General features: G+C 68.8%; 25 protein-coding genes. 14 read left to right on the top strand and 11 right to left on the bottom strand.

Translation table 11 applies throughout. From position 1 onward, the window contains the following. Positions 1-107: 107 nt before the first annotated feature. Entirely contained in the window at positions 108-1286 is a 1179-nt protein-coding gene (locus ACLBWX_RS08470) for an acyltransferase family protein (protein ID WP_447676628.1), read from the top strand. A gap of 363 nt (positions 1287-1649) precedes the next feature. Here ACLBWX_RS08470 and ACLBWX_RS08475 read toward each other — a convergent pair whose 3' ends face one another. Continuing rightward, positions 1650-1868, bottom strand: a complete 219-nt coding sequence (locus ACLBWX_RS08475) for a DUF6894 family protein (RefSeq protein WP_447676629.1) — start codon at positions 1866-1868, stop codon at positions 1650-1652. Positions 1869-2405: 537 nt separating this feature from the next. Between ACLBWX_RS08475 and ACLBWX_RS08480 the strand changes: the two genes are divergently transcribed. After that, complete coding sequence (locus ACLBWX_RS08480) at positions 2406-2630, top strand: hypothetical protein (RefSeq protein WP_447676630.1); 225 nt, start codon at positions 2406-2408, stop codon at positions 2628-2630. A gap of 245 nt (positions 2631-2875) precedes the next feature. After that, positions 2876-3625 carry a methyltransferase domain-containing protein gene (locus ACLBWX_RS08485; protein WP_447676631.1) on the top strand — a complete coding sequence of 250 codons (750 nt, stop codon included), beginning with the start codon at positions 2876-2878 and terminating at the stop codon, positions 3623-3625. A 165-nt stretch (positions 3626-3790) separates the two neighbouring features. Here the strand turns inward: ACLBWX_RS08485 and ACLBWX_RS08490 are convergent, their stop codons facing one another. Both ACLBWX_RS08490 and ACLBWX_RS08495 read right to left on the bottom strand, forming a co-directional pair. After that, positions 3791-4267 carry a hypothetical protein gene (locus tag ACLBWX_RS08490; RefSeq protein ID WP_447676632.1) on the bottom strand — a complete coding sequence of 159 codons (477 nt, stop codon included), beginning with the start codon at positions 4265-4267 and terminating at the stop codon, positions 3791-3793. Between the two features lie 295 nt (positions 4268-4562). Beyond that, on the bottom strand, positions 4563-5465 hold the full coding sequence (locus tag ACLBWX_RS08495; protein WP_447676633.1) for a LysR family transcriptional regulator: 903 nt from the start codon (positions 5463-5465) through the stop codon (positions 4563-4565). Positions 5466-5561: 96 nt separating this feature from the next. On the opposite strand from ACLBWX_RS08495, the gene ACLBWX_RS08500 reads away from it, so the two are divergent. Next, on the top strand, positions 5562-6680 hold the full coding sequence (locus ACLBWX_RS08500) for an aldo/keto reductase (RefSeq protein WP_447676634.1): 1119 nt from the start codon (positions 5562-5564) through the stop codon (positions 6678-6680). 100 nt (positions 6681-6780) lie between these two features. Here ACLBWX_RS08500 and ACLBWX_RS08505 read toward each other — a convergent pair whose 3' ends face one another. Together ACLBWX_RS08505 and ACLBWX_RS08510 are read right to left on the bottom strand one after the other, a co-directional pair. Then, positions 6781-6996, bottom strand: a complete 216-nt coding sequence (locus ACLBWX_RS08505) for a hypothetical protein (RefSeq protein WP_447676635.1) — start codon at positions 6994-6996, stop codon at positions 6781-6783. A gap of 64 nt (positions 6997-7060) precedes the next feature. Then, positions 7061-7264, bottom strand: coding sequence for a hypothetical protein (locus ACLBWX_RS08510; RefSeq protein WP_447676636.1), 204 nt, complete (start codon positions 7262-7264; stop codon positions 7061-7063). Between the two features lie 482 nt (positions 7265-7746). Here ACLBWX_RS08510 and ACLBWX_RS08515 point away from each other — a divergent pair, with 482 nt between their 5' ends. Next, positions 7747-7926, top strand: a complete 180-nt coding sequence (locus tag ACLBWX_RS08515; RefSeq protein ID WP_056471896.1) for a hypothetical protein — start codon at positions 7747-7749, stop codon at positions 7924-7926. A 24-nt stretch (positions 7927-7950) separates the two neighbouring features. On the opposite strand, the gene ACLBWX_RS08520 is transcribed toward ACLBWX_RS08515, so the two are convergent. Together ACLBWX_RS08520 and ACLBWX_RS08525 are read right to left on the bottom strand one after the other, a co-directional pair. Continuing rightward, the gene (locus tag ACLBWX_RS08520) at positions 7951-8133 is read right to left on the bottom strand and encodes a hypothetical protein (protein WP_447676637.1); all 183 of its coding nucleotides are present in this window, start codon (positions 8131-8133) and stop codon (positions 7951-7953) included. Positions 8134-8212: 79 nt separating this feature from the next. Further along, positions 8213-9121, bottom strand: coding sequence for a LysR family transcriptional regulator (locus ACLBWX_RS08525; RefSeq protein WP_447676638.1), 909 nt, complete (start codon positions 9119-9121; stop codon positions 8213-8215). A gap of 105 nt (positions 9122-9226) precedes the next feature. Here ACLBWX_RS08525 and ACLBWX_RS08530 point away from each other — a divergent pair, with 105 nt between their 5' ends. After that, positions 9227-9670 (top strand): PACE efflux transporter, encoded by a 444-nt coding sequence (locus ACLBWX_RS08530; RefSeq protein WP_447676639.1) that lies wholly within the window; start codon positions 9227-9229, stop codon positions 9668-9670. A gap of 206 nt (positions 9671-9876) precedes the next feature. Here ACLBWX_RS08530 and ACLBWX_RS08535 read toward each other — a convergent pair whose 3' ends face one another. Further along, the gene (locus tag ACLBWX_RS08535; RefSeq protein ID WP_447676640.1) at positions 9877-10785 is read right to left on the bottom strand and encodes a LysR family transcriptional regulator; all 909 of its coding nucleotides are present in this window, start codon (positions 10783-10785) and stop codon (positions 9877-9879) included. A gap of 154 nt (positions 10786-10939) precedes the next feature. Between ACLBWX_RS08535 and ACLBWX_RS08540 the strand changes: the two genes are divergently transcribed. The 6 genes from ACLBWX_RS08540 (at position 10940) to ACLBWX_RS08565 (ending at position 17925) form a co-directional block, all read left to right on the top strand. Next, positions 10940-12466 (top strand): ABC transporter substrate-binding protein, encoded by a 1527-nt coding sequence (locus tag ACLBWX_RS08540; RefSeq protein ID WP_447676641.1) that lies wholly within the window; start codon positions 10940-10942, stop codon positions 12464-12466. A 54-nt stretch (positions 12467-12520) separates the two neighbouring features. Beyond that, positions 12521-13435, top strand: coding sequence for an ABC transporter permease (locus ACLBWX_RS08545; RefSeq protein ID WP_447676642.1), 915 nt, complete (start codon positions 12521-12523; stop codon positions 13433-13435). A 50-nt stretch (positions 13436-13485) separates the two neighbouring features. Beyond that, positions 13486-14385 (top strand): ABC transporter permease, encoded by a 900-nt coding sequence (locus tag ACLBWX_RS08550; RefSeq protein ID WP_447676643.1) that lies wholly within the window; start codon positions 13486-13488, stop codon positions 14383-14385. Between the two features lie 38 nt (positions 14386-14423). Then, positions 14424-15845, top strand: a complete 1422-nt coding sequence (locus tag ACLBWX_RS08555; protein ID WP_447676644.1) for a M20 family metallopeptidase — start codon at positions 14424-14426, stop codon at positions 15843-15845. 2 nt (positions 15846-15847) lie between these two features. Continuing rightward, on the top strand, positions 15848-17461 hold the full coding sequence (locus tag ACLBWX_RS08560; RefSeq protein ID WP_447676645.1) for an ABC transporter ATP-binding protein: 1614 nt from the start codon (positions 15848-15850) through the stop codon (positions 17459-17461). A 200-nt stretch (positions 17462-17661) separates the two neighbouring features. Continuing rightward, positions 17662-17925, top strand: a complete 264-nt coding sequence (locus ACLBWX_RS08565; RefSeq protein WP_447676646.1) for a hypothetical protein — start codon at positions 17662-17664, stop codon at positions 17923-17925. A 179-nt stretch (positions 17926-18104) separates the two neighbouring features. Here ACLBWX_RS08565 and ACLBWX_RS08570 read toward each other — a convergent pair whose 3' ends face one another. Together ACLBWX_RS08570 and ACLBWX_RS08575 are read right to left on the bottom strand one after the other, a co-directional pair. Next, positions 18105-19100: an SDR family oxidoreductase gene (locus tag ACLBWX_RS08570; RefSeq protein ID WP_447676647.1), complete on the bottom strand. Its 996-nt coding sequence runs from the start codon at positions 19098-19100 to the stop codon at positions 18105-18107. An 88-nt stretch (positions 19101-19188) separates the two neighbouring features. Beyond that, entirely contained in the window at positions 19189-20535 is a 1347-nt protein-coding gene (locus ACLBWX_RS08575) for a PQQ-dependent sugar dehydrogenase (RefSeq protein ID WP_447676648.1), read from the bottom strand. A 197-nt stretch (positions 20536-20732) separates the two neighbouring features. Here ACLBWX_RS08575 and ACLBWX_RS08580 point away from each other — a divergent pair, with 197 nt between their 5' ends. Beyond that, positions 20733-21689 (top strand): TAXI family TRAP transporter solute-binding subunit, encoded by a 957-nt coding sequence (locus tag ACLBWX_RS08580; RefSeq protein ID WP_447676649.1) that lies wholly within the window; start codon positions 20733-20735, stop codon positions 21687-21689. Between the two features lie 64 nt (positions 21690-21753). Further along, positions 21754-22266: an SRPBCC family protein gene (locus ACLBWX_RS08585; RefSeq protein WP_447676650.1), complete on the top strand. Its 513-nt coding sequence runs from the start codon at positions 21754-21756 to the stop codon at positions 22264-22266. A 26-nt stretch (positions 22267-22292) separates the two neighbouring features. Here the strand turns inward: ACLBWX_RS08585 and ACLBWX_RS08590 are convergent, their stop codons facing one another. After that, a complete protein-coding gene (locus tag ACLBWX_RS08590) occupies positions 22293-23840 on the bottom strand; it encodes a sensor domain-containing diguanylate cyclase (RefSeq protein WP_447676651.1) in 1548 nt (515 codons plus the stop codon). Positions 23841-23903: the final 63 nt, after the last annotated feature.

A 23903-nucleotide genomic window follows, 5' to 3' on the forward strand; every position in this document is an offset into this window, starting at 1 on the left:
TCGGCCGAAAGCGATCCGGAGGTTCGGTCCAGGAGGCCCCGGTCGATCGTGCGCGGGCGGCGCGCGCCGAACGGCGTCGCCCTCCCCGAACATCGGTCGCTCCGTTCGTGCCCGAGTTCGCCGAATCGACCCGCTTCGGCCTGCAGCCTGGGACGAGGTCCGCGGCGCGCCCGAAATCGGTTGGTCATCATTGCGCGGCTAGGCTTGCGGACCTGAGCGAGACCACGATGCCTCGAATGGCGGCCCGAGAGCCACTCCAACGGTTCGACACGCTCGATGCATTGCGCGGGGTCGCCGCCCTGTGCGTCTTGATCCTGCATTGCAGCAGCTGGACCGGAAAGCAGAGCCAATTCGGCTATCTCGCGGTAGACTTTTTCTTCTGCTTGTCCGGCTTCATCCTCGCCCACACCTATGATCACCGCTTACGACAAGGCATGACCCCGGCCACGTTCCTGCGCGGCAGGATACGGCGATTATACCCCCTGTACCTGATGGGCGCCTTCCTGGGTCTCCTCGTGCGCTTCGGAGAATCCGGGGCGAGCCTTCTCCACAGTCCCGCCGCTCTCCTCGGGCTCACCATCCTCGTGAGCTTGACCTGCCTCATGATGCCGTTCCCGTTCGGCGTTCCGGAGCGCGCAGCCTGGCCGTTGAACAGCCCCTCCTGGTCCTTGTCGTTCGAATTGCTCGTGAACGTCGTCTACAGCGTCTGGCTCTGGCGCCTGACCAGGCCGTCTCTTCTCGCGGCGATCGTCGCCGGCTGGATTTGTCTCGTTTGGGCGACGGTCGCGCTCGGCAGCTTGGAAGGAGGAGACACCACCGCAACGCTGCCGATGGGGTTCGCGCGCGTCGCCTTCTCTTTCCCGCTCGGGGTCTTCATCGCGCGTCTTTACGGCGACGGGCGACTTGCCTCGATCCCCGCGCGACACCCCTTCCTACCAGCCATGGGTCTCCTGCTGATCCTGTTCTGCCCACCTTTTTGCGATCGCAAGATCATCGAGATATGCTCGGTGACGGTCGCTCTGCCCTTTGTCCTGGTGCTCGGAATACGCGCGCGTCGCGTGATCTCATGGCAAGCGGGCAGCCGTTTCCTAGGCCGCCTCTCCTATCCACTCTACATTTTACATTATCCGATCTTTCTGGCCGTCAAGGCTTTCGGCCCCATGCCAGTCGACAGCGACATCGAATCCTTTGCAGTCGCGGGCGCGGCATCCCTCCTCGCCTTGCTCGTCGCAAGTCTGGCTACACGGCCGGAAATCGAGATGCCTTTCCTCAGAGCCCGTCTCTAGCCGAGGTCATCCGGGTCCGGCGGCGCGGTTCCCGACGAGCAGGGCGGCCGTGATGCCCGGCGCCGAGCGCCGCGATGGCCGGCCCACCGCCTGGATTGGCGCCCGACCCTTCACGAGGCGGACCTGAGGCATCGGACACCGGCATGCACAGGGGACGCCCCCCCCTGAAACACCGACAGCCCTTGGCGCACACCGGGTGGCCTGCCTTCGCTAACTCCCCCTGCGCTACGAGAGCCCGCTGCGAGCGAGGGCCGGTCCGGCTGCCGCCACCGAGCCCGTTCGGCATTCTGGGCGCCGCTCCGGAATACCTGTCGAGCCAAAAAGACAGTTCGGCGCTCAGGACACGGAACTCTTCCCTGCGTTTTACGTAACCTTGATCTTCTTGAGAACGATGCCTTTTTGATTTCTGATATTCAGATCCCAAGCCGCCGCCGTCTCCGTCAAGCTGCCATCCGCATGCATTTCGTCGATCACGATGAGAGCCTGCTCTACCGCTTTATCGATGTCTTCGACCTCGATTCCCAAGTCGTCACGTAAGAACGACTGCCCGTCCGTGAGATCGAAGAAGAAATGCGGCAACAATGTAAGCCTCCCAGGATGGTTCATGTGAGCCGGTCAAACGCTGGGACTTAAGTAATTTCAAGTCTGCAGGGATTAAAAAATCACTTGATCGCTCGGCTTGGGCGCATCAAATAAGAAACTCGGCAGTGGGCGATTCCGTTGAATATTGTCCCATTGGCTGATAATTGATGCAACTGTGTTGGTCGACCAGGGACAAGGGCATAGTCGTGCACGCTGAAACAGATCCCGAAAAACCCTCACCTCCCCAGAACGAAGATCAGCACGCGGAAGTGATCCGCGCGCATATTCGAAACATCGTCAAAAAGATTATTGCGCACAATCCGAGCCGGATAGACTAAAAATCAGGCAAATGGTTGCAAAATAGTGGTATGCTTCGCGAACGCCTAGCCTACAGGACATAGAGCGACGCGTTCCTGCAGACTTCCTTGCTCTCTTTGGTCCGGAACCTGATCCATCGGGATCGTAGAGAGCGCGAGACGTTTGCAGGTTCCCGATTAAAACCTGGCCGCAGCGCCGCAGGGACATGGCCGCAGGGACATGGCCGCGGTGGCATCCGCCGATTTCGCCATGGGCTTGGCAGAAGAACTCATTGCCGCGCCACGGCAAGGTGTCGGTCCGGCCGGGAGCGGTGACGTGCCTGGCATGGCGGCGTCACCGTCCATCGTGACGGCCGCATCGACCTCGCCGGACGCCCGTGTGGCCGTCCCGATGATCCGTCGCATCGCCGGTCGGCTCGAAAACCGGCGGGCGGCGCGGCGCTGACGAATCCACCCGAGATCGACGAATCCCCTTGCGCGGCGCCGTTCGCAGATCACGGCACGTTCGCGACAGGCGCACGGCGTTTCGCAATTGTCCCTGGGGCTCCGCGAGCTGGATTCACAGTCAAGCGTCACCCCAAAACATCACCGGATGAAGCAGGCAGCAGATGCGCGACAGTTGATCTGTCCCGGAAGTCCATTACCATGCGGTCTCGCGGACTGAGCAGACTCCGCAGGAGCATGCAATCAATGTACGATTTTGATTGGCATCGAATGCACCGTGAGAAGACAGAGCAGTCCGCAAAACTCACGCTATCGGTCATACGAGACATCTTCGACGTCGACAGCATTCTGGATATCGGGTGCGGTGACGGCATTTGGCTGAAGACAAGCAGAAACCTGGGTTTCAATGTCTGCAAGGGTATCGACGGCCCTTGGACGAAGATGGAAAATCTACAGATCCCGAAAGAGGATATAAAGATCGGAAACCTTGAAAACACATTTGAAATGGGTCGTCGGTTCGATCTCGCGATCAGCCTCGAAGTTGCCGAGCATATCAAGAGCGACGCATCGAACGTGATGGTCGACAACCTTACGCGGCACAGCGATCTATTGCTGTTTGGCGCGGCCATACCCTATCAGGGCGGCTTCCGTCATATCAATGAGATGTGGCAATCTTGGTGGGCCGATCAGTTCGCTGAGCGCGGATACCGGTATTTTGACGTCATCAGGCCGCAGATCTGGCACAGGGATGACGTCCATTACTGGTACAAGCAAAATGCGCTGCTCTACGTCAATACAGAAAGAAAAGATCACATCGAAACGGTCGAGAAATATATCAAGAGCAATTCTCTGAGCACCTACCCCTTGAACTTGGTGCACCCCGAAAAGTACGAGGACATCGCGTCCTACAGTCAGATCGCCTTCAAGCCGCTCCTGCGCAAGCTGCCGTCGCGGCTCACCACGAAGGTGAAGGACGTTCTCCTGAGACGAATATAGATCCTGTCTCAATGACCGAGGCCGGAATGCGCGATCCGAGTGCGTCTCCGACCCGACGCCGATCGAAGGCCGCCGCGGATCGTGCGGCGCGGTCGACGTGCGAAGGTGCCTCGCTCCGCCACTCCACTTGGCCACCCGGCTTGGCCACCCGGCTTGGCGGCCGCGTCACCGACCGGGCATGCGCCGGATCTGACTGATGTTTTCCGTTGAGAGATCCGCGTAGAGGCTGCGCCCCGGCGCCTGCGGAGAGGGCTGCTCGGGAGCCGGCCGCGCGACCTTTGCGGGCGCACTCCTTGCCGACTCGCCCTTGGACTTGAGATCCACGACCCGCTTCCGATTGGCGAAGTCGTCGTCGATCGTCGTCTTGTAGGACGGCGTGGTTCCGCATCCCTCGCAGATCGACACGGTCCAGGACTGCCATAGGCCGTTCGTCTTCTCCTCGACCGAGGCGGCCCGTTCGCGCTGGGCCGACGCCAGTTGCAGGGTATCCAGGTCCTTCGCCTGGCTGGGCACGGGCGCAGCACGAAGCTCGCCCAGTTCAGCGTCGATCTTGCCCCCTCCGCCCGGCACGGGCGCCGAAGATTGCGCCAATGCAGGTGCACCAAGGCCGATGACGGCCAGAAGAGCGATTCGGAAGCGCATGGGCAACTCCATTTCGCGATCAACTCTGTAGGAAGACATCGGTTCAAGCCGATTTGTAGAAAATTCAACGGAAATTGCTTCAGATCTCCGAAATCGGACGATGTCTCAAGGGTTGCGAGCCTCGACGGAGAACTCGTTCGCCCATGGTCGTCCTCTGGACTTGAGCAGATCGAACGGTGTCTTCTCCACCGGGGATCTGATGAGCGCCGCGTCCTGCGAGATCCATGGCGCACGGCCCGAACAACGGTCCCCCGGACCCGATATGCTGAGAATCCGTCGGTCCGCGATCCCGATGCTAGGTGGAGCGGCCGTCCGTCCAACGCAGGGCGTCGATCAGCGCGCGCAGGGCGGGCGTCACCTGTCGGTCGGGGTAGTAGAGGTGGCACCCCGGAAAGAGCGGGCACCAATCCGTCAGCACCTGCACCAGCCGACCGGCGGCGAGGTCGGCCGCGACCTCGCTCTCCAGCATGTAGCCGAGACCCGCCCCAGTCTTCACCGCGGCGGCGGCGAGCCCGCCATCGGTCACCACCAGTTGCCCGGCGGCACGCACCCGCACCTCGCGCCCGTCGCGGGCGAACTCCCAGGGGAGGAGGCCGCCTCCGCCGACCAGGCGGTAGTTGACGCAGTTGTGGCGCTCCAGATCGGCCGGCGCCTTCGGCTCGGGATGGTCCGCGAAGTACGCGGGCGTTCCCACCACGACGGTGCGCAGGTCGGGGCCGACGCGCACCGCCACCATGTCGCGCTCCACCGTCTCGCCGAAGCGGATACCGGCGTCGAAGCCCGCCGTGACGATGTCGGTCAGGCGGTCGTCGACGACGACCTCGACCGAGACCGAAGGGTGGTCGAGGAGAAACCGGGGCAGAGACGGCTCGAGAATGGCGCGGGCCGCGTAGGAGAACGTCGTCAACCGGAGGGTCCCCGAGGGTGCGCCCCGCCACTCCGCGAGGGCGGCCAGCCCGCGCGCGACCTCCGCGAGCGCGGGATCGAGGGAGCGCAGCAGACGCTCGCCGGCGGGCGTCGGGGCGACGCTGCGCGTCGTGCGGGCGAGGAGGCGCACGCCGAGGCGCGTCTCCAGCCCGCGTATCGCGTGGCTGAGGGCAGAGGGCGACAGGCCGAGATCGGCCGCCGCCCGCGTGAAGCTGCGGGTGCGTGCCACCGCCGCGAAGGCGGAGAGATCGTCGAGGTCGCCGCGCCGCATTGCTGCATTCCGCTCACAGGCCCTTGCGGTTCGGCCCGGCTAATCGTTCCGGCGACAGCGCCCCATCCTTGGTCCAGTCATCGACGGGGCGCAACAATGGATCTGACGCAGTACCGCACGCTGGGCCGCTCGGGGCTCGCGGTGAGCCCGCTCGCACTGGGCACCATGACCTTCGGCACGGCGCGCTGGGGGCTCGACGAGGCCGGCAGCCGCGCCGTGTTCGATGCCTATGTCGAGCGCGGCGGCAACTTCGTCGACACGGCCGACGTCTATGCCGGCGGGGCCAGCGAGACCATGGTCGGCCGCTTCGTCGCCGAGCGCGGCCTGCGCGACCGGATCGTCCTCGCCACCAAGTCGGGCTTCGCCACGGGCAACGGTCCGCATGCGGGCGGGTGCGGGGCCAAGCACGTTCACGCGGCGATCGAGGGCTCGCTGCGCCGCCTCGGGACGGATTGCATCGACCTGTACTGGCTGCACGTCTGGGACGGGGTGACGCCCGCGGAGGAACTGCTGGAAACGATGGCGTGCCTCGTCCGGGCCGGGAAGACCCGCTACTGGGGCCTGTCGAATATGCCGGCCTGGTACGCGGCCAAGCTCGCGACTCTGGCTTCCGTGCGCGGGCTGCCGGGCCCGATCGGGCTGCAGTACGTCTACTCCCTCGTGAATCGGGAGGTCGAGGACGAGCACGTCCCCCTCGCGGCCGCGTTCGGCCTGGGCCTGGTGCCCTGGTCTCCGCTCGCCTGCGGGCTGCTCACCGGGAAGTACGAGCGGGCGGCGGTGGAGGCGTCGCCTGCGCGCGGGTCAGGCCTGCCGAGGGAGGCCGCGGAGGTGGGCGCCGAGCGGCCGGCCGCGGACCGACGCCTCGATGGCGCCAATCCGTTCGGCGACAGCCTGTTCACGCCGCGCAACTGGGACATCGTGGATGCGGTGCGGCGAGTGGCGGATGCGGTCGGGCAGCCTGCGGCGCGCATCGCCCTGACATGGGTCGTGAGCCGCCCCGGCGTGGCCTCGACCCTGATGGGCGTCAGCCGGCCGGCACAGCTGGACGACAACTTGGCCGCCCTCGGTCTCGCGTTGTCGCCCGAGCACCGCGCGGCCTTGGATGCAGCGAGTGCGCATGCCGAACCGCGCTTGATCTATGGCCTCTCGCGACCGCCGCTGCGGCGGCAGGTGGTCTTCGGCGGCAGCGAGGTCCGGGGTTCGACGGACGCTTAGCCTCACGGTGGCCTTCACGCGGATCGCTAGCGCGTCGCGCTGTCGAGGGGCACGTCCCGATGGGGGTACGGGCAAGCTCGCGGCCGATCCCCGTGCGGCCTCAGCCCACGAGCCAATGGGCTGCGAGCATCACGATCGAGCCGGCGACCGCCATGCCGAGCAGGGTCACGCTGCTGACCTGATCCACCTTGTCCACCGTCAGCCCGAGGCGGTGCTCGCGGTTCATGGTGGTGCCCGCCGCGCCCGCCCGGTTCGCGTCGGGAACGTCGGCCGCATCCTGGCGCGGATTGGCATCGAGGTGGGTCAGCGTGGTCATCGGCAGGTCCTGGTGAGCGGGGGAAGCAAGGTCGCGGTGGCGGTCGAGGCGTCGCCGGCCGCGATCAGGCGAAAGAGCCGAAGCCTTCGAAATTGGACGACGGGGAAACGCCCTGAACGGGCAGGCCGGAGGGATGTTCGGCGACCGCGAAGCGGCGCTCGTCCTGGCCCCGTTCCGGGCATCCGGTGCGTTCGGCGGCGGACACTTGGCGCACCGCCGCGGATGCGGTCACCGGGGGACGCGGGGCGGGCGTGATGGCGTTGCGCATTCGGGAAACCCTACTGGTATGCCACGGCTGTCGGGATGCGAGCAGGGAATGCCTCGCGGCGATCGACGTTCCTCCCGGGTGCGAAGCAAGGAGTCGCAGGGCGATCTCGACGCGCGGACCTTGAACCTGTGCTCTCGAAAGGAACGAGCCGGATCTCGGGTGGATGCAGGCCATGGGATCGACGGTCGCGCCGGACGGTTCCTGCCGGCCGGAGGGTCGGTCGCCCGGTCCGTTCTCCTGAGGCGCGACGCGTGCGGGCGAACGGTTCCGCCCGGGGAGCGGCGGAGGGGACCGGACCGGCGATACACCTTCCCGGCACCGGTTCCCCATACCCGTGCCGAAAGCAACGCGCGAAACGATCCGGCGTGGCGGGCCATGCCGAGACCGCTCCACCACGCGCAGGCGAAGTCCATCCCGTCATCGGCCATCAAGGCGCCACGAACTTGGCTGATGAACCCGGACCGTCATCTCAAGGATGAACCATGCAATCCGCCCTCGGCCGACTCGCGACGGTTCTGAAAGCCACGCTGGCGATCGGTCTTCTGGCTGCGCTGTCCTTGTATTCGGCCGATATCGCCGACCGGAAGGGCCTGAATCCCTTCGCCGCGGCCCTGGCGGAACCGGTCTCAACCGGATCGGTCCGGGCGATCCCGAACCGGTAAGGCGCACGCCCTTCGGCCGCAGATCTACAGGGTCTCGCCGGCATCCGGACTCGCGACGAGCTGCTCGGCCTCGAGGGTCGTGTAACCCGCCAGCCAGTCCGCGCTCTCCTGCGATCCTGCCGGATAGGGATTGGCGGAGACGGGCCGCTCCTCCGTCCGCGCAGCACTGCCCTCGATCCAGATTTCGTTCGAAGCGACGACGGTCATGGACGCACCTCCTGCCTCAGGGAAATGGTCCCTGGGGCGGATGGTTCGCCGGACCCGCTCCATCATCGGCGGCGGCCCCTCAGCCCGGCCGACCACGCCCCGCCGGAATCCCGATCCGCTCTGCCGCGAAGCGCTCGCGCAGCCAGGCCGAGGCGGGGCCGCAGGGGCGCTGCTTGTGCCAGACCAGCTCCAGGGCGATGGGACAGTCGCCCTGGTCGAACTGGAGGTCCGGCGTCACCAGGTGCGGCGCGGTCTGGGACGCGGCGATGACGTGGTCGGTGACGAAGGCCCAGCCGATCCCGTGCTTCACCATCTCGAGGATCACCCAGTGGCTCTCCACCCACCACACCTCGGCGGCCACCCGCAAGCGGCTCTTCTCCGGCCCGTCGCTGCGCGCGGCGACCAGGATCTGGCGGTGGCGCTTCAGCTCCTCCCATTCCACCCGCGCCTTGGCCAGCGGATGGTCGCGCCCGCACACGAGCTTGAGGGGCACCCAGCCGATGGTCTGGAACCCGAGTTCCGTGGGCAGCGCCTCCTGCCGCCACATCACGCCGAGGTCGGCCGCTCCGGACTGCACCATGCGGCTCACGTCCTCCATCAGCGGGAACAGCAATTCGAGCTCGACGAAGGGGAAGCGCCGGGCGAAATCGGCGAACAGCGCGCCGAGGGCGTGCTCGGGATAGAGTTCGTCGATGGCGACCACCAGCCGGTTCTCCACCCGCTGCTCCAGGCTGCGCGCCACGCCGACGAGGTGTTCCCGCCGGTCGAGCACCACCCGCGCCTCCAGCAGCAACCGGGCTCCCGCCGGGGTGAGCACGGGATTCCGGCCCGCCCGACTGAACAGGTCCACCCCGAGATCCGCCTCGAGGTTCGACACCTGCGTGCTGACCGCCGACTGCGCCTTGCGCAGCAGGCGGGCGGCGCCGGAGAAGGACCCGGCCTCGGCGGCTGCCACGAAGGCCTCGAGTTGATCGAGTGAGACGGCCATCTATCTGTTTTCGAGATACGTTCCAACTTGCTGGCCCTGGTATCGCAGATAGAAGGCAGCGGACCAACGCGATTTTCCGAGATCCGATCACACCGAGCCCCAACCATGCGAAGCACGCGCGACCGTATCCGCCATGCCCTCCTGTTCGAGATGTTCGGGCTCGCGCTCATCATTCCGCTCGGGACGGTGCTGTTCGGCCTGCACGCCAGCGCCATGGGCGTCATCGGCGTCGGCAGCGCCCTGATCGCGATGGCGTGGAACTACGTCTACAATCTCGGTTTCGACCGTGCGATGCAGCGGCTGACCGGGCATACGCGCAAGAGCCTCCCGCTGCGGGCGGCGCATGCGGTGCTGTTCGAGGCCGGCCTGCTCGTGATCCTGCTGCCGCCGATCGCCTGGTACCTCGGCATCGGCCTCGTCGAGGCTTTCTTCATGGATCTCGCGATCGCGGCCTTCTACGTGGCCTACGCCTTCGTCTTCAACCTGGCCTACGATCGGGCCTTCCCGCTGCCGAACTGGGGCGCGGTTGCGGCGGAGCCGTGTCGCTGAACGCGGGGATGGCCGGGGCTGCCGCTTAGAGAGGGTCGGGATGCCTCCGCCGGAACCATCGCCGCCCGGCCCGGCGATCGGCAGCCCTCGGCGGTGAAGCGGGTCCGATGCCCCGTCCCTCGCCGTCGCATGGATCCGCGAGGGACCGAGGGGACGAGGCGCGTCGGGTGCCGGGCTCCGGGTCGCGTTTGCCGGCACCGGATGTCTCACGCGCCGCCGGGCTCCGCGGGCGGCAGCGCCGCAATGAGTTGGCGCAGGAACGCCTGCACGGCGTGCGGCAGCTTGCGGTCGCGCATGACCTGGACCTGGATGCCCCGCATCAGGCTGGCCCGGGAGCGCACCGGGATGCACACGAGTTCGCCCAGGCGCACCGGCGTCTGCACGGACAGGGCGGACATCAGCGCCAATCCCCGGGTGCGGCGGACGAAGGGCAGCAGGGCCGAAAGGATGTTGGCCGTGAGCGTCGGCTCGATGGTGATCCCCTCCGCCAGGCAGGCCGCGTCGAAGACCCTGCGGGCCGTGGTGTCGAGGGTCGGCACCGCGATCGGGTAGGCGGTCAGGTCCGCGAGCTGGATCGAGGGCTGGCGCGCCAGGGGATGGTCGGGGGCGCTGAGCGCGACCATCTCCACCAGATTGTCGTAGGCCACCGCCACGAGGCTCGACGGAGCCATGGCGAAGGTGATGCCGATATCGGCATCGCCCGCCGCCACCACGTGCGTGACCTGGGCCGGCGGCAGCATCTGCACCTCGAAACGGATGCCCGGATGCGTCGAGTGGAACTCCGCGATGGCGTTCGGCAACAGGTCGAGGGCGAAGCCCTCCGAGGTGGCGATGCGGATGAAGCCCCGGGCGAGGCCCTGCAGCTCCTGAATCTCGGCCGCCACCTGCTCGGCCCGAACCAGCGTCTGGTGCGCGTGCGCGGCCAGCAGCTCGCCCGCCGGGCTCGGCACCATCCCGCGCGGGCGCCGCTCGAACAGGACGCAGTCGAGCTCGGCCTCGAGATTGGCGATCTGCCGGCTGATCGCCGAGGCGGCGACGTTCAGCTGCGCGGAGGCCGCCGCGATCGAGCCGGTACGGGCGACCGCCAGGAAGTACCGCAGGCTCGCGATCTGCATATCGATCCTCCGTTGCCGGATCGGCACGGCAGCAATCGCCAAATTCTACTTGTTGCGATGCGAAATGCACAACACCATGGCAGGGCTAAAAAAGCGGCACAGCGAGGCGTGAGGCGCTTCGCCGGCTGGCCCCGCGGCGAGAGGATCCGGGATCATGGCGAGACACATCTCCGCGGCACGCGCCGCGCTCACCCTGCTGATGCTGGCGACCAGCGTCCCCGCGCTGGCCGGAAAGGCCAACGACACCCTGGTCTACGCCTCCGACACCGAGCCGGAGAACGTCAGCCCGTATCACAACAGCGCCCGCGAAGGCGTCATCCTGGCCCGCAACGTCTGGGACACCCTGATCTACCGCGACCCGAAGACGGGCACCTACCAGCCGATGCTGGCCACCGCCTGGAAGTGGGTCGATCCCGTCACCCTCGAGCTGACTTTGCGCGAGGGCGTGACCTTCCACAACGGCGATCCCTTCGGCCCCGAGGACGTGGCCTTCACCTTCAACTACGTGCTGACGCCGGAAGCCCGCACGGTGACGAAGCAGAACGTCGACTGGATGAAATCGACCGAGGTCGTCGATGCCCGCACGGTTCGCATCCACCTGAAGACCGCCTTCCCGGCGGCACTCGAATACCTTGCCGGCCCGACCCCGATCTTCCCGGCAGCCTATTTCAAGAAGGTGGGCCTCGACGGCTTCGCCAAGGCGCCCGTCGGCACCGGCCCCTACCGGATCACGTCGGTCGAGAACGGGCGCGGCGTGAAGATGGAGCGGTTCGCCAAGTACTGGCCCGGCAGTCCGATCGGCCAGCCCAAGATCGGCAAGCTCGAATTCCGCGTCATCCCCGACGCCGACAGCCGCATGGCCGAACTCGTCACCGGCGGCATCGACTGGATCTGGCGCGTGCCGAGCGACCAGGCCGATCAACTGAAGGCCGCCCCGAACGTCACCGTGCTGAGCGCCGAGACCATGCGGGTCGGCTTCCTGCAATTCGACACCCTGGGACGCGCCACCGCCAACTCGCCGCTCAAGGACGTGCGCGTCCGCCAGGCGATTTCCTACGCCATCGACCGCAAGGCCATGGTGGACAACCTCGTGCGCGGCGGTAGCCGGGTGATGAACGCGGCCTGCTTCATCGACCAGTTCGGCTGCACCGACGAGGGCGTGCCCCGCTACGCCTACGACCCGGCCAAGGCCAGGGCGCTCCTGAAGGAGGCGGGTTATCCGGACGGCTTCGAGATCGATCTGGGCGCCTACCGCGAGCGCGACTATGCGGAGGCGGTGATCGGCTACCTGCGCGCGGTCGGCATCAAGGTGCGCCTGAACTACCTGCGCTACGCGGCCCTGCGCGACCTGATCCGCGGCGGCAAGGTCTCGATCGCCTTCCAGACCTGGGGCTCGTTCTCGGTGCTCGACGTGTCGGCCTTCACGGGCGTCTACTTCCGCGGTGGCGACGAGGACCTGACCAAGGACCCCGAGACCATCGCGGCGCTCCAGGCCGGGGACGGCGCCACCGACCCGGCCGTGCGGAAGGTCAAGTACGCCGAAGCCCTCAAGCGCATCGCGGCCCAAGCCTATGCCCTGCCGATGTTCTCCTACTCCACGAACTACGCCTTCACCTCGGACCTCGCCTTCACGGCGCAGCCCGACGAGCTGCCGCGCTTCTACGCGGCCCAGTGGAAGTGACGGTCGGTCCCTGACGCCGAATCGACCGCCGACATCGAACGAGGGAACCCGGCCGTGCTCAGGTTCATGATCCAACGAAGTCTCGTGGCCCTCGCGGTCGCCGTGACGGTGTCGGTGGCGAGTTTCATGCTGCTGCACCTCTCCGGCGACCTCGCCACCGCCATCGCCGGGCCGGAGGCGACCTCCGTGCAGGTGGAGGCGATCCGGGTCCAGTACGGCCTCGACCAGCCGCTCCTGGCGCAGTTCGTCGCCTGGGGGGCCAAGGCGATCCGGCTCGATTTCGGCAACTCGTTCTATTTCCGCGAGAGCGTGATCGACCTCCTGGCCGCCCGCCTGCCGATCACCCTGTTCCTCGGGGTCGTGGCCCTGGCCGTGGCGCTCTTCGTGGCGATCCCCCTCGGGGTGCTCGCCGCGGTCAAGCGCGACACCTGGATCGACCGCGCCGCCCTCTCGGTCTCGGTGCTGGGCCAGGCCATGCCGAGCTTCTGGTTCGGCCTGACCCTGATCATGATCTTCTCGGTGAACCTGCGCTGGCTTCCGGTTTCCGGCAACACGACCTGGAAGCACTTCGTGCTGCCGGCCGTCGCGCTGGGCTACTACGCCATGCCGGCGGTGATGCGCCTCACCCGCAACGGCATGCTCGAGGTCCTGGCCTCCGACTACGTCCGTACCGCCCGGGCCAAGGGCCTGCCCCCGCGGAAGATCCTGATCCGGCACGCGCTGCGCAACGCCGTCATCCCGGTGATCGCGCTCGCCGCCGTCCAGTTCGGCTTCATGCTCGGCGGCTCCATCGTCATCGAGGCGGTGTTCTCGCTCCAGGGGCTCGGCCAGCTCGCCTGGGAATCCATCGCCCGCAACGACTTTCCCGTGGTGCAGGCGATCGTGCTGGTCCTCGCGATGATCTACATCGCCCTGACGCTGGCCGCCGACCTCCTCAACGCCCTCCTCGATCCCCGGCTGCGCCAATGACCCTCCAGCCATCCGCCTCCCCGCTCAGTGCCGGCCTTCCGGAGACGCCGATGACCCTCCCGGTCGACAGCGCGGCACCGCCCTCCGCCGCCCGCTCACCCACCGCCCTGGCGCTTCGGCGCGGGCTGCATCACGGCGGCTTCCTGATCGGCGCCGGCATCCTCGGGATCATCCTGCTCTGCGCGCTCGCCGCTCCGCTGATCGCGCCCCACGATCCCTACGCCCAGGACGTCTCCCGGCGCCTGATCCCGCCGATCTGGCAACAGAAGGGCACTTGGGACCACGTGCTCGGCACCGACAAGCTCGGGCGCGACTATCTCAGCCGCCTGATCTACGGCAGCCAGATCTCGCTCCTCATCGGGATCGCGGCCGCCGCCATCTCGGGGGTGATCGGAACGACGCTCGGCCTCTGCGCCGGCTATTTCGGCGGCAAGGTCGACGCGGTGGTGAGCTACGTCGTGACCACGCGGCTGGCCATGCCGGTGGTGCTGGTGGCGCTCGCCATGGCCTCCCTGGTCGGCGGCTCGCTGAAGGTGGTGGTGCTGGTGCTCGGCTTCCTCCTCTGGGACCGCTTCGCCGTGGTCACCCGCGCGGCGACCCGGCAGATCCGCGACCAGGACTTCATCGCGGCGGCGCGCGCCACGGGGTTCTCCCCGGCCCGCATCCTGTTCCAGGAGGTGCTGCCGAACATCCTCAACGCGCTCATCGTGGTGGCGACCCTGGAGATGGCGCACGCGATCCTGCTCGAGGCCGCCCTGTCCTTCCTCGGCCTCGGCGTCCAGCCGCCCCTGCCCTCCTGGGGCCTGATGATCGCGGAGGGCAAGCCGTACATGTTCTTCCAGCCCTGGGTCATCACCATCCCGGGCGTCGCGCTCCTGGTCCTCGTCCTGGCGATCAACCTGCTCGGCGACGGCATCCGCGACGTGACCGCTCCCGAGGGGCGGCGCTGAGCCCCCGCACCGACCCGTCACCGAGATCGAGTGAGTCCATGTCCCGACACGATGCGATCGCGCGCGCCGCGCGCCACTACGACGAGGGCGCTTTCCTCGAGGTCCTTCAGGATGCCGTCGCCCGTCCCACCGAGAGCCAGACCTCCGGCCAAGTGCCGAAGCTGCGCGCCTATCTCGAAGACTTCCTCGTTCCGCTGATCGCGCCGCTCGGCTTCGAGAGCCGCATCCTCGACAATCCGGACGGCACCCACGGCCCCTTCCTCATCGCCGAGCGCCACGAGGGCGATGCGCTCCCCACCGTGCTGATCTACGGCCACGGCGACACCGTGCGGGGCTACCCCGAGCAGTGGCGCGACGGCCTCGACCCCTGGACCGTCACCATCGAGGGCGAGCGCTGGTACGGGCGCGGCACCGCCGACAACAAGGGCCAGCACATCCTCAACCTCGGCGCGCTGGCGGCGGTGCTGGCGGCGCGGGACGGGCGCCTCGGCTTCAACACCAAGCTGCTGATCGAGATGGGCGAGGAAGCCGGCTCGCCCGGCCTGCGCGAGCTCTGCCGCGCCGAGGCCGAGGCCCTGAAGGCCGACGTGCTCATCGCCTCGGACGGACCGCGGGTCAGCGCCGAGCGGCCGACCGTCTTCCTGGGTTCGCGCGGCGGCTACACCTTCGAGATGCTGCTCGATCTGCGCGACGGCAGCCACCATTCCGGCAATTGGGGCGGCCTGCTGCGCAATCCCGGCACGGTGCTGGCCAACGCCATCGCCACGCTCGTCGATGGCCGGGGCCGGATCCTCCTCGATGCCCTGCGCCCGCCCGCCATTCCCGACAGCGTCCGCGCGGCGCTGGCCGACATCACCGTCGGCACCGACCCGACCGCGCCGAAGATCGATCCGGATTGGGGCGAGCCCGGCCTCACCGCCGCCGAGCGCGTCTTCGCCTGGAACACCCTCGAAGTCCTGGCCTTCAAGACCGGCGACCCGGATGGCCCCCTGAACGCCGTGCCGCCCACCGCCAAGGCGACCCTGCAGCTGCGCTTCGTCGTCGGCACGGACTGGGAGGGCATCCTGCCGGCGCTGCGCACCCACCTCGATGCGCACGGCTTTCCGATGGTCGAGGTCCGCGCCGCCCGCACGGAGGTGTTCCGCGCCACCCGGCTCCCCGTCGAGGACCCGTGGGTCGACTGGGCGCTGGCGTCCATCGCCGAGAGCACCGGCAAGCGCCCGGCGCTGCTGCCGAACCTCGGCGGCTCCCTGCCCAACGACGCCTTCTCGGAAATCCTCGGCCTGCCCACCCTGTGGGTGCCCCATTCCTACCCGGCCTGCCTCCAGCACGGCCCCGACGAACACCTGCTCGGGCCGCCCTCGCGCGAGGCCCTGATGCTGATGGCGGGCCTGTACTGGGACCTCGCCGAAACCGGGCCGGCGGTGCTCGCCCGGCGCGAAGCCCTCGAGGGAGCCTGAGCATGAGCGAGCCCGTCGTCCGCATCCGGAACCTCACCCTGGCGCTGCCGAAGGGCTCGGACCGGCCCCATGCCGTCGAGGACCTCTCCCTCGACCTGATGCCGGGCAAGATCCTCTGCGTCGTCGGCGAATCGGGCTCGGGCAAGTCGATGAGCGCCTACGCGCTCACCGGCCTCCTGCCCCGCGCGCTGGAGCCGGTCGGCGGCGAGATCCTGTTCGAGGGCCGGAACCTCCTCACCCTGGACGAGCGCGGCTGGCGGTCCCTGCGCGGGCGCCGCATCGCCATGGTGTTCCAGGAGCCGATGACGGCCCTCAACCCGGTCATGCGCATCGGCGACCAGATCGCCGAGATGTTCGAGGCGCACGACCTCCTCACCCCGGCCGAGCGCAGGGCCCGGGCGGTGGCGCTCGCCACCGAGGTCGGCCTGCCCGACCCGGCGCAGATCGTGCGGGCCTACCCGCACCAGCTCTCCGGCGGCCAGCGCCAGCGCGCCATGATCGCCATGGCGCTCGCCCTCGAACCCTCGATCCTCGTCGCCGACGAGCCGACCACGGCGCTGGACGTCACCACCCAGGCCCAGATCCTCAAGCTCATCCGCGACCTGCAGCGGCGGCGCGGCATGAGCGTCCTGTTCATCACCCACGATTTCGGCGTGGTGGCCGACATCGCCGACCACGTCGCCGTGCTGCAGCGCGGGCGACTGGTGGAGCAGGGCAGCGCCGAAGCGGTCCTGCAGGACCCGCAGCACCCCTACACCCAGGCCCTGCTCGCGGCCGTGCCGAGCCTCGTGCCGCCGGCGCGCGCCTCCCGCGAGGCCGAGCCGCTCGCCCTCTCGGCCATCGGCCTGACCAAGACCTACACCACGCGAGCCGGCCTCTTCGGCAAGCCGCGCGTGGTCGCGGCGGTCAAGGAGGTGGCCTTCGACGTCCGGCGCGGGGAAACCCTCGGCCTCGTCGGCGAATCCGGCTCGGGCAAGTCCACCACCGCCCGGCTCGCGATCCGGCTGATCGAGCCCGACCAGGGCACGGTGCGCCTCGGCAGCCTGGACTACACGGCGCTGCCCCCCCGCGCCCTGCGCGACGAGCGCAAGCGCATCCAGATGATCTTCCAGGACCCCTTCGCCTCCCTGAACCCGCGCCGCACGGTCGAGCAGATCATCACCGCCGGTCCGATCGCCCACGGCACGCCGCGCCACGAGGCCCGCGCCCGCGCCCGCGAACTCCTCGATCTCGTCGGCCTCTCGGCGAGCGCGGCCGAGCGCTACCCCAACGCCTTCTCCGGCGGCCAGCGCCAGCGCATCGGCATCGCCCGGGCGCTCGCCATGGAACCCGACGTGCTCGTGGCCGACGAGGCGGTCTCGGCCCTCGACGTCTCGGTCCAGGCGCAGGTGCTCGACCTCCTGGAAGATCTCAAGCAGCGCCTGAACCTCGCGATGCTGTTCATCACCCACGACCTGCGCGTCGCCGCCAAGATCTGCGACCGCATCGCCGTGATGCATCGCGGCGCCATCGTGGAGATGCGTCCCACCGCCGACCTCTTCCGCGCGCCCGAACACGCCTATACGCGCGATCTTCTCGGTGCCGTGCCGGGGCTGCAGGCCATGCGAGCCGGATGAGGCGCTCAGCAATCCAGGCGTGAGCCCGGGGCCGGCGCGCCCTGCTCGACGCGAGTAGGCTTCGGGCAATCGACGCGCAGCACGCCGGAACATTTCCAAACCGCGTCGTCGAGAACTCTGATACGCTCCGCCCTTCGGCTCGTGAGACAGGGACGGACCCGTATCCCTCCGGTGAATTCGTCCTGTGAAGAGAGACACCGATGATCGATGAGAAGCCGAACATGGAATTCTCCGACCTGACCGGGCGGGCAACCCAGGACGGCGTCACGGTGACCGTGAACGTCTATCGCTTCGCGGGCACGCAGGATCCGTGGACGCTGGAGGTCATCGACCAGGCGGGTTGGTCGACGGTCTGGAGCGATACCTTCGAGTCCGACGAGGATGCGCTCGACGCCTTCACCGACGCCGTCGAGGAGGGTGGAGGCATGCACGCGTTCCTGGAGCCGCCGCCGACCCTGCACTGACCCGTCTCCGAGGCCGAGAGGCGCGCGCCCCTGAGCGCGCCGCGCGGGCGGGGACGTTCCTTCGGTCGAAGGCTCGTCAGGGCTGATCGCCGACGTCCGTGCGCGGCGGGCCTCCGGTCGGGCGCAAGTCCCGCAGGACGAGGCCGCTGCAGGGCCGGCCGGGGCGCGCCGAGGCTGCTTCAAGGACCGCCGCGTCCCCCGACGGCGCCAAAGACCTGTCCCGTGGAATAGCTCGCCTCGTCGGAGGCGAGCAGGACGTAGATGCCGGCGAGCTCGGCCGGCTGGCCCGGCCGCCCGAGCGGCGTGTCCTTGCCGAAGCTCGGCAGCTTTTCCGGCGGCTGGCCGCCGCAGACCTGCAGCGGGGTCCAGAACGGGCCGGGCGCCACCGCATTCACCCGGATGCCGCTCTGCGCCAGCTGCTTGGCGAGGCCTTTCGAAAAGTTCACGATCACCGCCTTGGTGGCGGCGTAGTCGAGCAGGTTCTCGGAAGGCTCGTAGGCGTTGACCGATGCGGTGTTGATGATCGCGGCGCCGAGGCCGAGATGGGCGAGCGCCGCCTTGGTGATCCAGAACATCGCGTAGACGTTGGTCCGGAAGGTCTGGTCGAACTGCTCGGTGGTGATGTCGAGGATCGAGAGCTGGGACTTCTGGTACACCGCGTTGTTGACGAGGATGTCGAGGCCGCCGAGCGCGCGGGCGGCCTCCGCCACCAGCCGCTGGCAGAAGGCCTCGTCGCGGATGTCGCCGGGCAGCGCCACCGCCTTGCGGCCGGCCTGCCGGATGAGCGCCACCACCTCGGCCGCATCCGGCTCCTCCGCCGGCAGATAGTTGATGGCGACATCCGCGCCCTCGCGGGCATAGGCGATCGCCGCGGCGCGGCCGATGCCCGAATCGCCGCCGGTGATCAGGGCCTTGCGGCCGGCGAGGCGCCCGGACCCCTTGTAGCTGGTCTCGCCGTGGTCGGGGCGCGGCACCATCCGGCTCGCCAGGCCCGGCCAGTCCTGCTGCTGCTTCTCGAACGGGGGTCTCGGGTAGCTGCGCGGCGGGTTCGGGGAGGTATCGGTCTGCGCCACCTGCTCCTGGGCGTCGGCCGCACCGCTCAGAGCCGCCACCATGCCGGCGGAGAGGCCGCCCACCAGGGCGCGCCGCGAGGGATCGATCTTGGTCTCGGTCATCGGGGCTTTCGCTGGTGGTCGGAACGGCGGTCCGGGCCGGTGCCCGCCGTCGCGGGCGGACCGGCACCGGCGGTCGGATCGGAGGCCGCTACTGGGTCCGGCTGGTGGCGCTCACCCGCCAGATGGTCTTGCCGACATCGTCCGAGACCAGCAGCGCGCCGGTCTTGTCGAGGATGACGCCGACCGGGCGCCCCTGGGCCTTCTCGTCGGCATTGAGGAAGCCGGTCAGCGCGTCGACCGGCTGCCCGGTGGGCTTGCCGTCCTTGAAGGGCACGTAGATCACCTTGTAGCCGCTCTTCGGCCGGCGGTTCCACGAGCCGTGCTGGGCGACGAACAGGCCGCTCTTCCAGGCCTCCGGGAGGCTGCTCGCCTGCGCGAACGCGATGCCGAGGGATGCGGTGTGGGTGCCCACGGCATAGTCCGGCGCGATCGCCCTGGCGACGAGGTCGGGCTTCTGCGGCTGCACGCGCGCGTCCACGTGGTTGCCCCAGTAGCTGTAGGGCCAGCCGTAGAAGCCGCCCTCCTGCACCGAGGTGATGTAGTCGGGCACGAGGTCGCTGCCGATCTCGTCGCGCTCGTTCACAGCGGTCCAGAGCTTGCCCGTCACCGGCTCGAACCCGAGGCCGTTCGGGTTGCGCAGGCCGGTGGCGTATTCGCGCATCTGCTTGGTCGCGAGGGTGTATTCCCAGATCGCCGCGCGGCCGGTCTCCTTGTCGAGGCCGTTCTCGCCGACATTGCTGTTCGAGCCGACGGTCACGTAGAGCTTCTGCCCGTCGGGGCTGGCGACGACGTTCTTGGTCCAGTGGTGATTGATGCCGGACGGCAGGTCGACGACCTTCTCCGGCGTCGCGGTGATCTCGGTCTGACCCGCCTGATAGGGCACCTTCACCAGCGAATCCGCGTTGGCGACGTAGAGATCCGAGCCGACCAGCGCCATGCCGAAGGGCGAGTGCAGGTCCTTGAGGAGCACGTGGCGCTCCTCGGCGACGCCGTCGCCGTTCGCGTCGCGCAGGAGGACGATGCGGTCGGGGCTCTTCACGCCGGCGCCGGCCAGGCTCTTGACCTTGTCGGCGACCCAGTCGGCGACGCCGGTCGAGGGATCGTCGGTTTGCGGCTTGTTGGCCTCGGCCACGAGCACGTCGCCGTTGGGCAGGAGGTACATCCAGCGCGGATGCTCGAAGTTCTCCGCGTAGGCCGCGACCTGCAGCCCGGCCGCGGCCTGGGGCTTGGCGCCGTTCTCCCAGCGGGCGACGCGGGCGATGTTCACGGTGGGCATCAGGGTCGGGTTGGGGGCCGGCAGGGTCGGGCTGGCGCCCTGCCCGGCCGAGGCCTCGAGGGTGGCCTTTTCCGGATAGACGATGAAGCGCACGAAGGCCGCGCCGCCGAGGAGGATGACGGCCAGAGCCGCGAGGCCGACTTTCGATCGAGTCCGCATGACGATTACTTCAACTTGCGCGTTGTGCGCGGCCGGCGCGGCCACGTCTCGCCGGATCAAGCCTCCGAGACCGGTTTTGGCTCCCTCGCGCCGTGTCGCAGCCCCTTGCGCGGGACCCGTCGCTTCCGCTTGAATACCGGCCGCGACCCTGCGGGCCGGGGCGGCGGTGCCAAGGCCCTGATAGACCGGGTGAACCCATGCGCAGGCGCTCATTTCTCGTCGGAGCCGCGGCGGCGACGCTGATCGTGCCCGGGCGGGCGCGATCGACCGGCGCGCCGGGCGGCCTCGTGCTGGCGACGGCGACGCCGGGCGGCTCGTTCCCGGCCTTCGGTCAGGCGCTGGTGGAGGCGCTGGGCGCCACCGATCCGACCCTGTCCATCACCCTGCGGCCGTCCAAGGGCTCGGCCGAGAATGTGGGCCTCCTGAAGGGCGGCACCGTCGATCTCGCCCTGGTCCAGGGCGATTACGCCACCGACGCCCTCAGGGCCGAGCCCGAGGCGGGTCCGCGCCTCACCGTGGTGGCGCCGGTGAACGCCTCGCCGGGCCTCTTCGTCGTCCCGGCTGCCAGCGCGATCCGCGGGGTCCCGGACCTTCGCGGCCGGCGCGTCGTCCTCGGCACCCACGCCTCCGGACTCACCGTCATGGGCCGGACCGTCCTGGCCGGCTCGGGGATCGATCCCGACCGCGACATCGCGCCGATCCTCCTCGACCGGGCCGCCGACGGAGCGGTCATGGTGCAGGACGGGCGCGCCGCGGCGCTCTGGGGGGCGGGCCTCGGCTGGCCCGGCTTCCGGACGCTGGCGGAGGCGCCGGGTGGCACCCGTTTCTTCGGACCCGCCCCGGACGCGATCGACCGCATCCTGGCGCTGGGAACCTCGCTGCGCCGCCGCACCGTACCGGCGAACGCCCTCGAGGGTCAGAAGGCGCCCATCGAAACGGTGGGCTCGTGGAGCTTCGTCCTCGCCCGGCCGGACATCGACAGAGCGACGGTGGCGCGCTTCGTCGCGGCTTTAGCCGGGAGTCAGGCGCGCCTCGCGCAGAGCTATCCGCAGGGCGGCGACAGCGACCCGCGCAACCTCGTCGACGCCGTGCCCCGCGGCTGGCTGCATCCGGCGAGCGCCGCCTACCTGCGCGGCATCGGCGCCCTTCCCTGAGGGGAAAAACGCAACTTTCGCCGCCGCCGCCCGGTTGCGCTGAGCGGAAGCGGGGAGAACGATCATGCGGCAGGCCATTTCAGGGATCGTCCTCACGGTCCTGGCCGGCCCGGCGAGTGCGATCGAGGTCTCCCGCAGCCGCGACATCCCGGCTCCGCCCGCCGCCGTGTGGGCGCTCATCGGCGGCTTCTGCGCCATCGCCCTGTGGCATCCGCAGGTCGCCGCCTGCGAATCCTCCGGAACCCGGAACGACGTGGACCGGGAGGACAACGAGCCGATGCGCCGGCTCGTCGTCGCCGGGGGCCTCGGCACCCTCGTGGAGGCCGAGACCCGGCGCGACGAGGCCGGGATGAGCTACAGCTACGCCTTCATCGAGGGTCCCCTGCCCGTGGCCGCCTACAACGCCACCCTTCAGGTCCGGCCGAACGGCACCGGCGCGACGGTGGTCTGGAGCGCGACCTTCGACCCGGCCGGCATGAGCGAGGCCGAGGCCCGGGCCGATATCGAGGGCGTCTACGACCAGGGCCTCGACGGCATCGCCCGGGAGTTCGGTGCCACGGGAGCCAGGCCGAAATAGGTCGCCTGCCACCGCCTCATGCGGGATCAGCCGGCCGCCAGGCGAAGGGCGGCCCTGTCCGGGCGCCGGACCTGCACCTGATTGCGCCCGTTCGCCTTGGCCGCGTAGAGCGCCTGGTCCGCCGCCTCGACCAGGGCGGCGGCGTCGACCGCCCGGATCCCGGGAATCTGCGCCAGGCCGATGCTGACCGTGAGCAATCCGAGGGGGCTGCCCGCATGGGGCAGCGTCCAGCCCGCCACGGCCTCGCGGATGCGCTGGGCGACGGTCTCCGCCCCCGCCGCATCGGTCTCGGGCAGGATCACGGCGAATTCCTCGCCGCCGATGCGGCAGGCCGTGTCGGAGGCGTTGGCGATGCTGACCTCGATGGAGCGCGCGATCAGCCGCAGGGCCTCGTCGCCCCGCTGATGCCCGTAGCGATCGTTGAAGCCCTTGAAGTAGTCCGCGTCGAGGACGAGGAGCGAGAGCGGCAGCTGGTTGCGGACGGCCCGGCGCCATTCGCGGCCGAGGACGTCGTCGAACCGCCGCCGGTTGGCGAGGCCCGTCAGGGCATCGGTGGTCGCCAGCTTCTCCAGCTGGACATTGAGGTCGAGGGCAGCCTGCTCCGCCGCCTTGCGCTGGTGCAGCTCACGCCGGAACAGCCAGGTCAGGACGATGGTGGTGGCGCACAGACTGAGCACCACCGCCCCGAGGACGAGGGCGCGGTGCCACCACTCGGCGTAGATCTCCTCGGGCGCCACGGCGATGCTGAGGTGGAGCGGAAGGTCGCCGACCTTGGTGAACACGAAGTCGCGGCTGCCCTCGCCCACCGTCGCGGGACCGCTGAAGCGGCCCTCCGGCGCATCGAGGAACCTCCGGTAGCTGTCCGTGGCCGAGACGCTGCGGCCGATCACGCCCTCGTCGTAGGGCTCGCGCATGATGATCGCGCCGCCCGGACCGTGGAGGGTGACGGTGCCGGCGTGATCCGCGCCGACGGCGGCGAAGAGCTGGCGGAAATAGTCGAGATAGATCGATCCGAGCACCACGCCGGCGAAGCTGCCGTCCGGGTCCGACAGGCGCCGGCTGATGATCAGCACCCGCTTGCCGGTGAGGCGTGAGATCAGCGGCTGACTGATGTGCAGCGCGTTTCCCGGATGGGTGACGTGATACTGGAAATACTCGCGGTCGGCGTAGTTCAGCGGCTCCGGCGTGAGCGATTTCGAGCTGATGATCAGCTTGCCGGTTCTGTCGAACACGAGGGTTTGGCCGAAATTCTCGGCCGTGGCGGCGCGGTCGAACAGGATCATCTGCCGGAGCTCCGGATCGGCCTGGGCGAGCTCGGGAAGCTTCAGGCCGTCGACGACGGCCCGCAGGGAGAGGTCGTAGACCTCGATGTTGCGGGCGATGTCCCGCCCGAGGACCTGCACGAGGCTGCGCGACGTCACCTCCGCGCGCCGGGCCGCATCGAGGCGCATCTGCCAGAGCATGAAGGCCGAGACGGCACAGAGACCGACCACCGAGAGCAGGGTGATGGCGCTCAGCCAACGGGCCGAGTGCGTCCACTGGAAGCGCTGCATCCAGAGGGTTCGCGTCGGCATCGTCAGGATCCTGACATCCATCGGTGATCCGGTGGCGAACGGGTGGGCGGGAGGAAGACGAGA

This window comes from Methylobacterium sp. M6A4_1b (genome assembly GCF_053345175.1).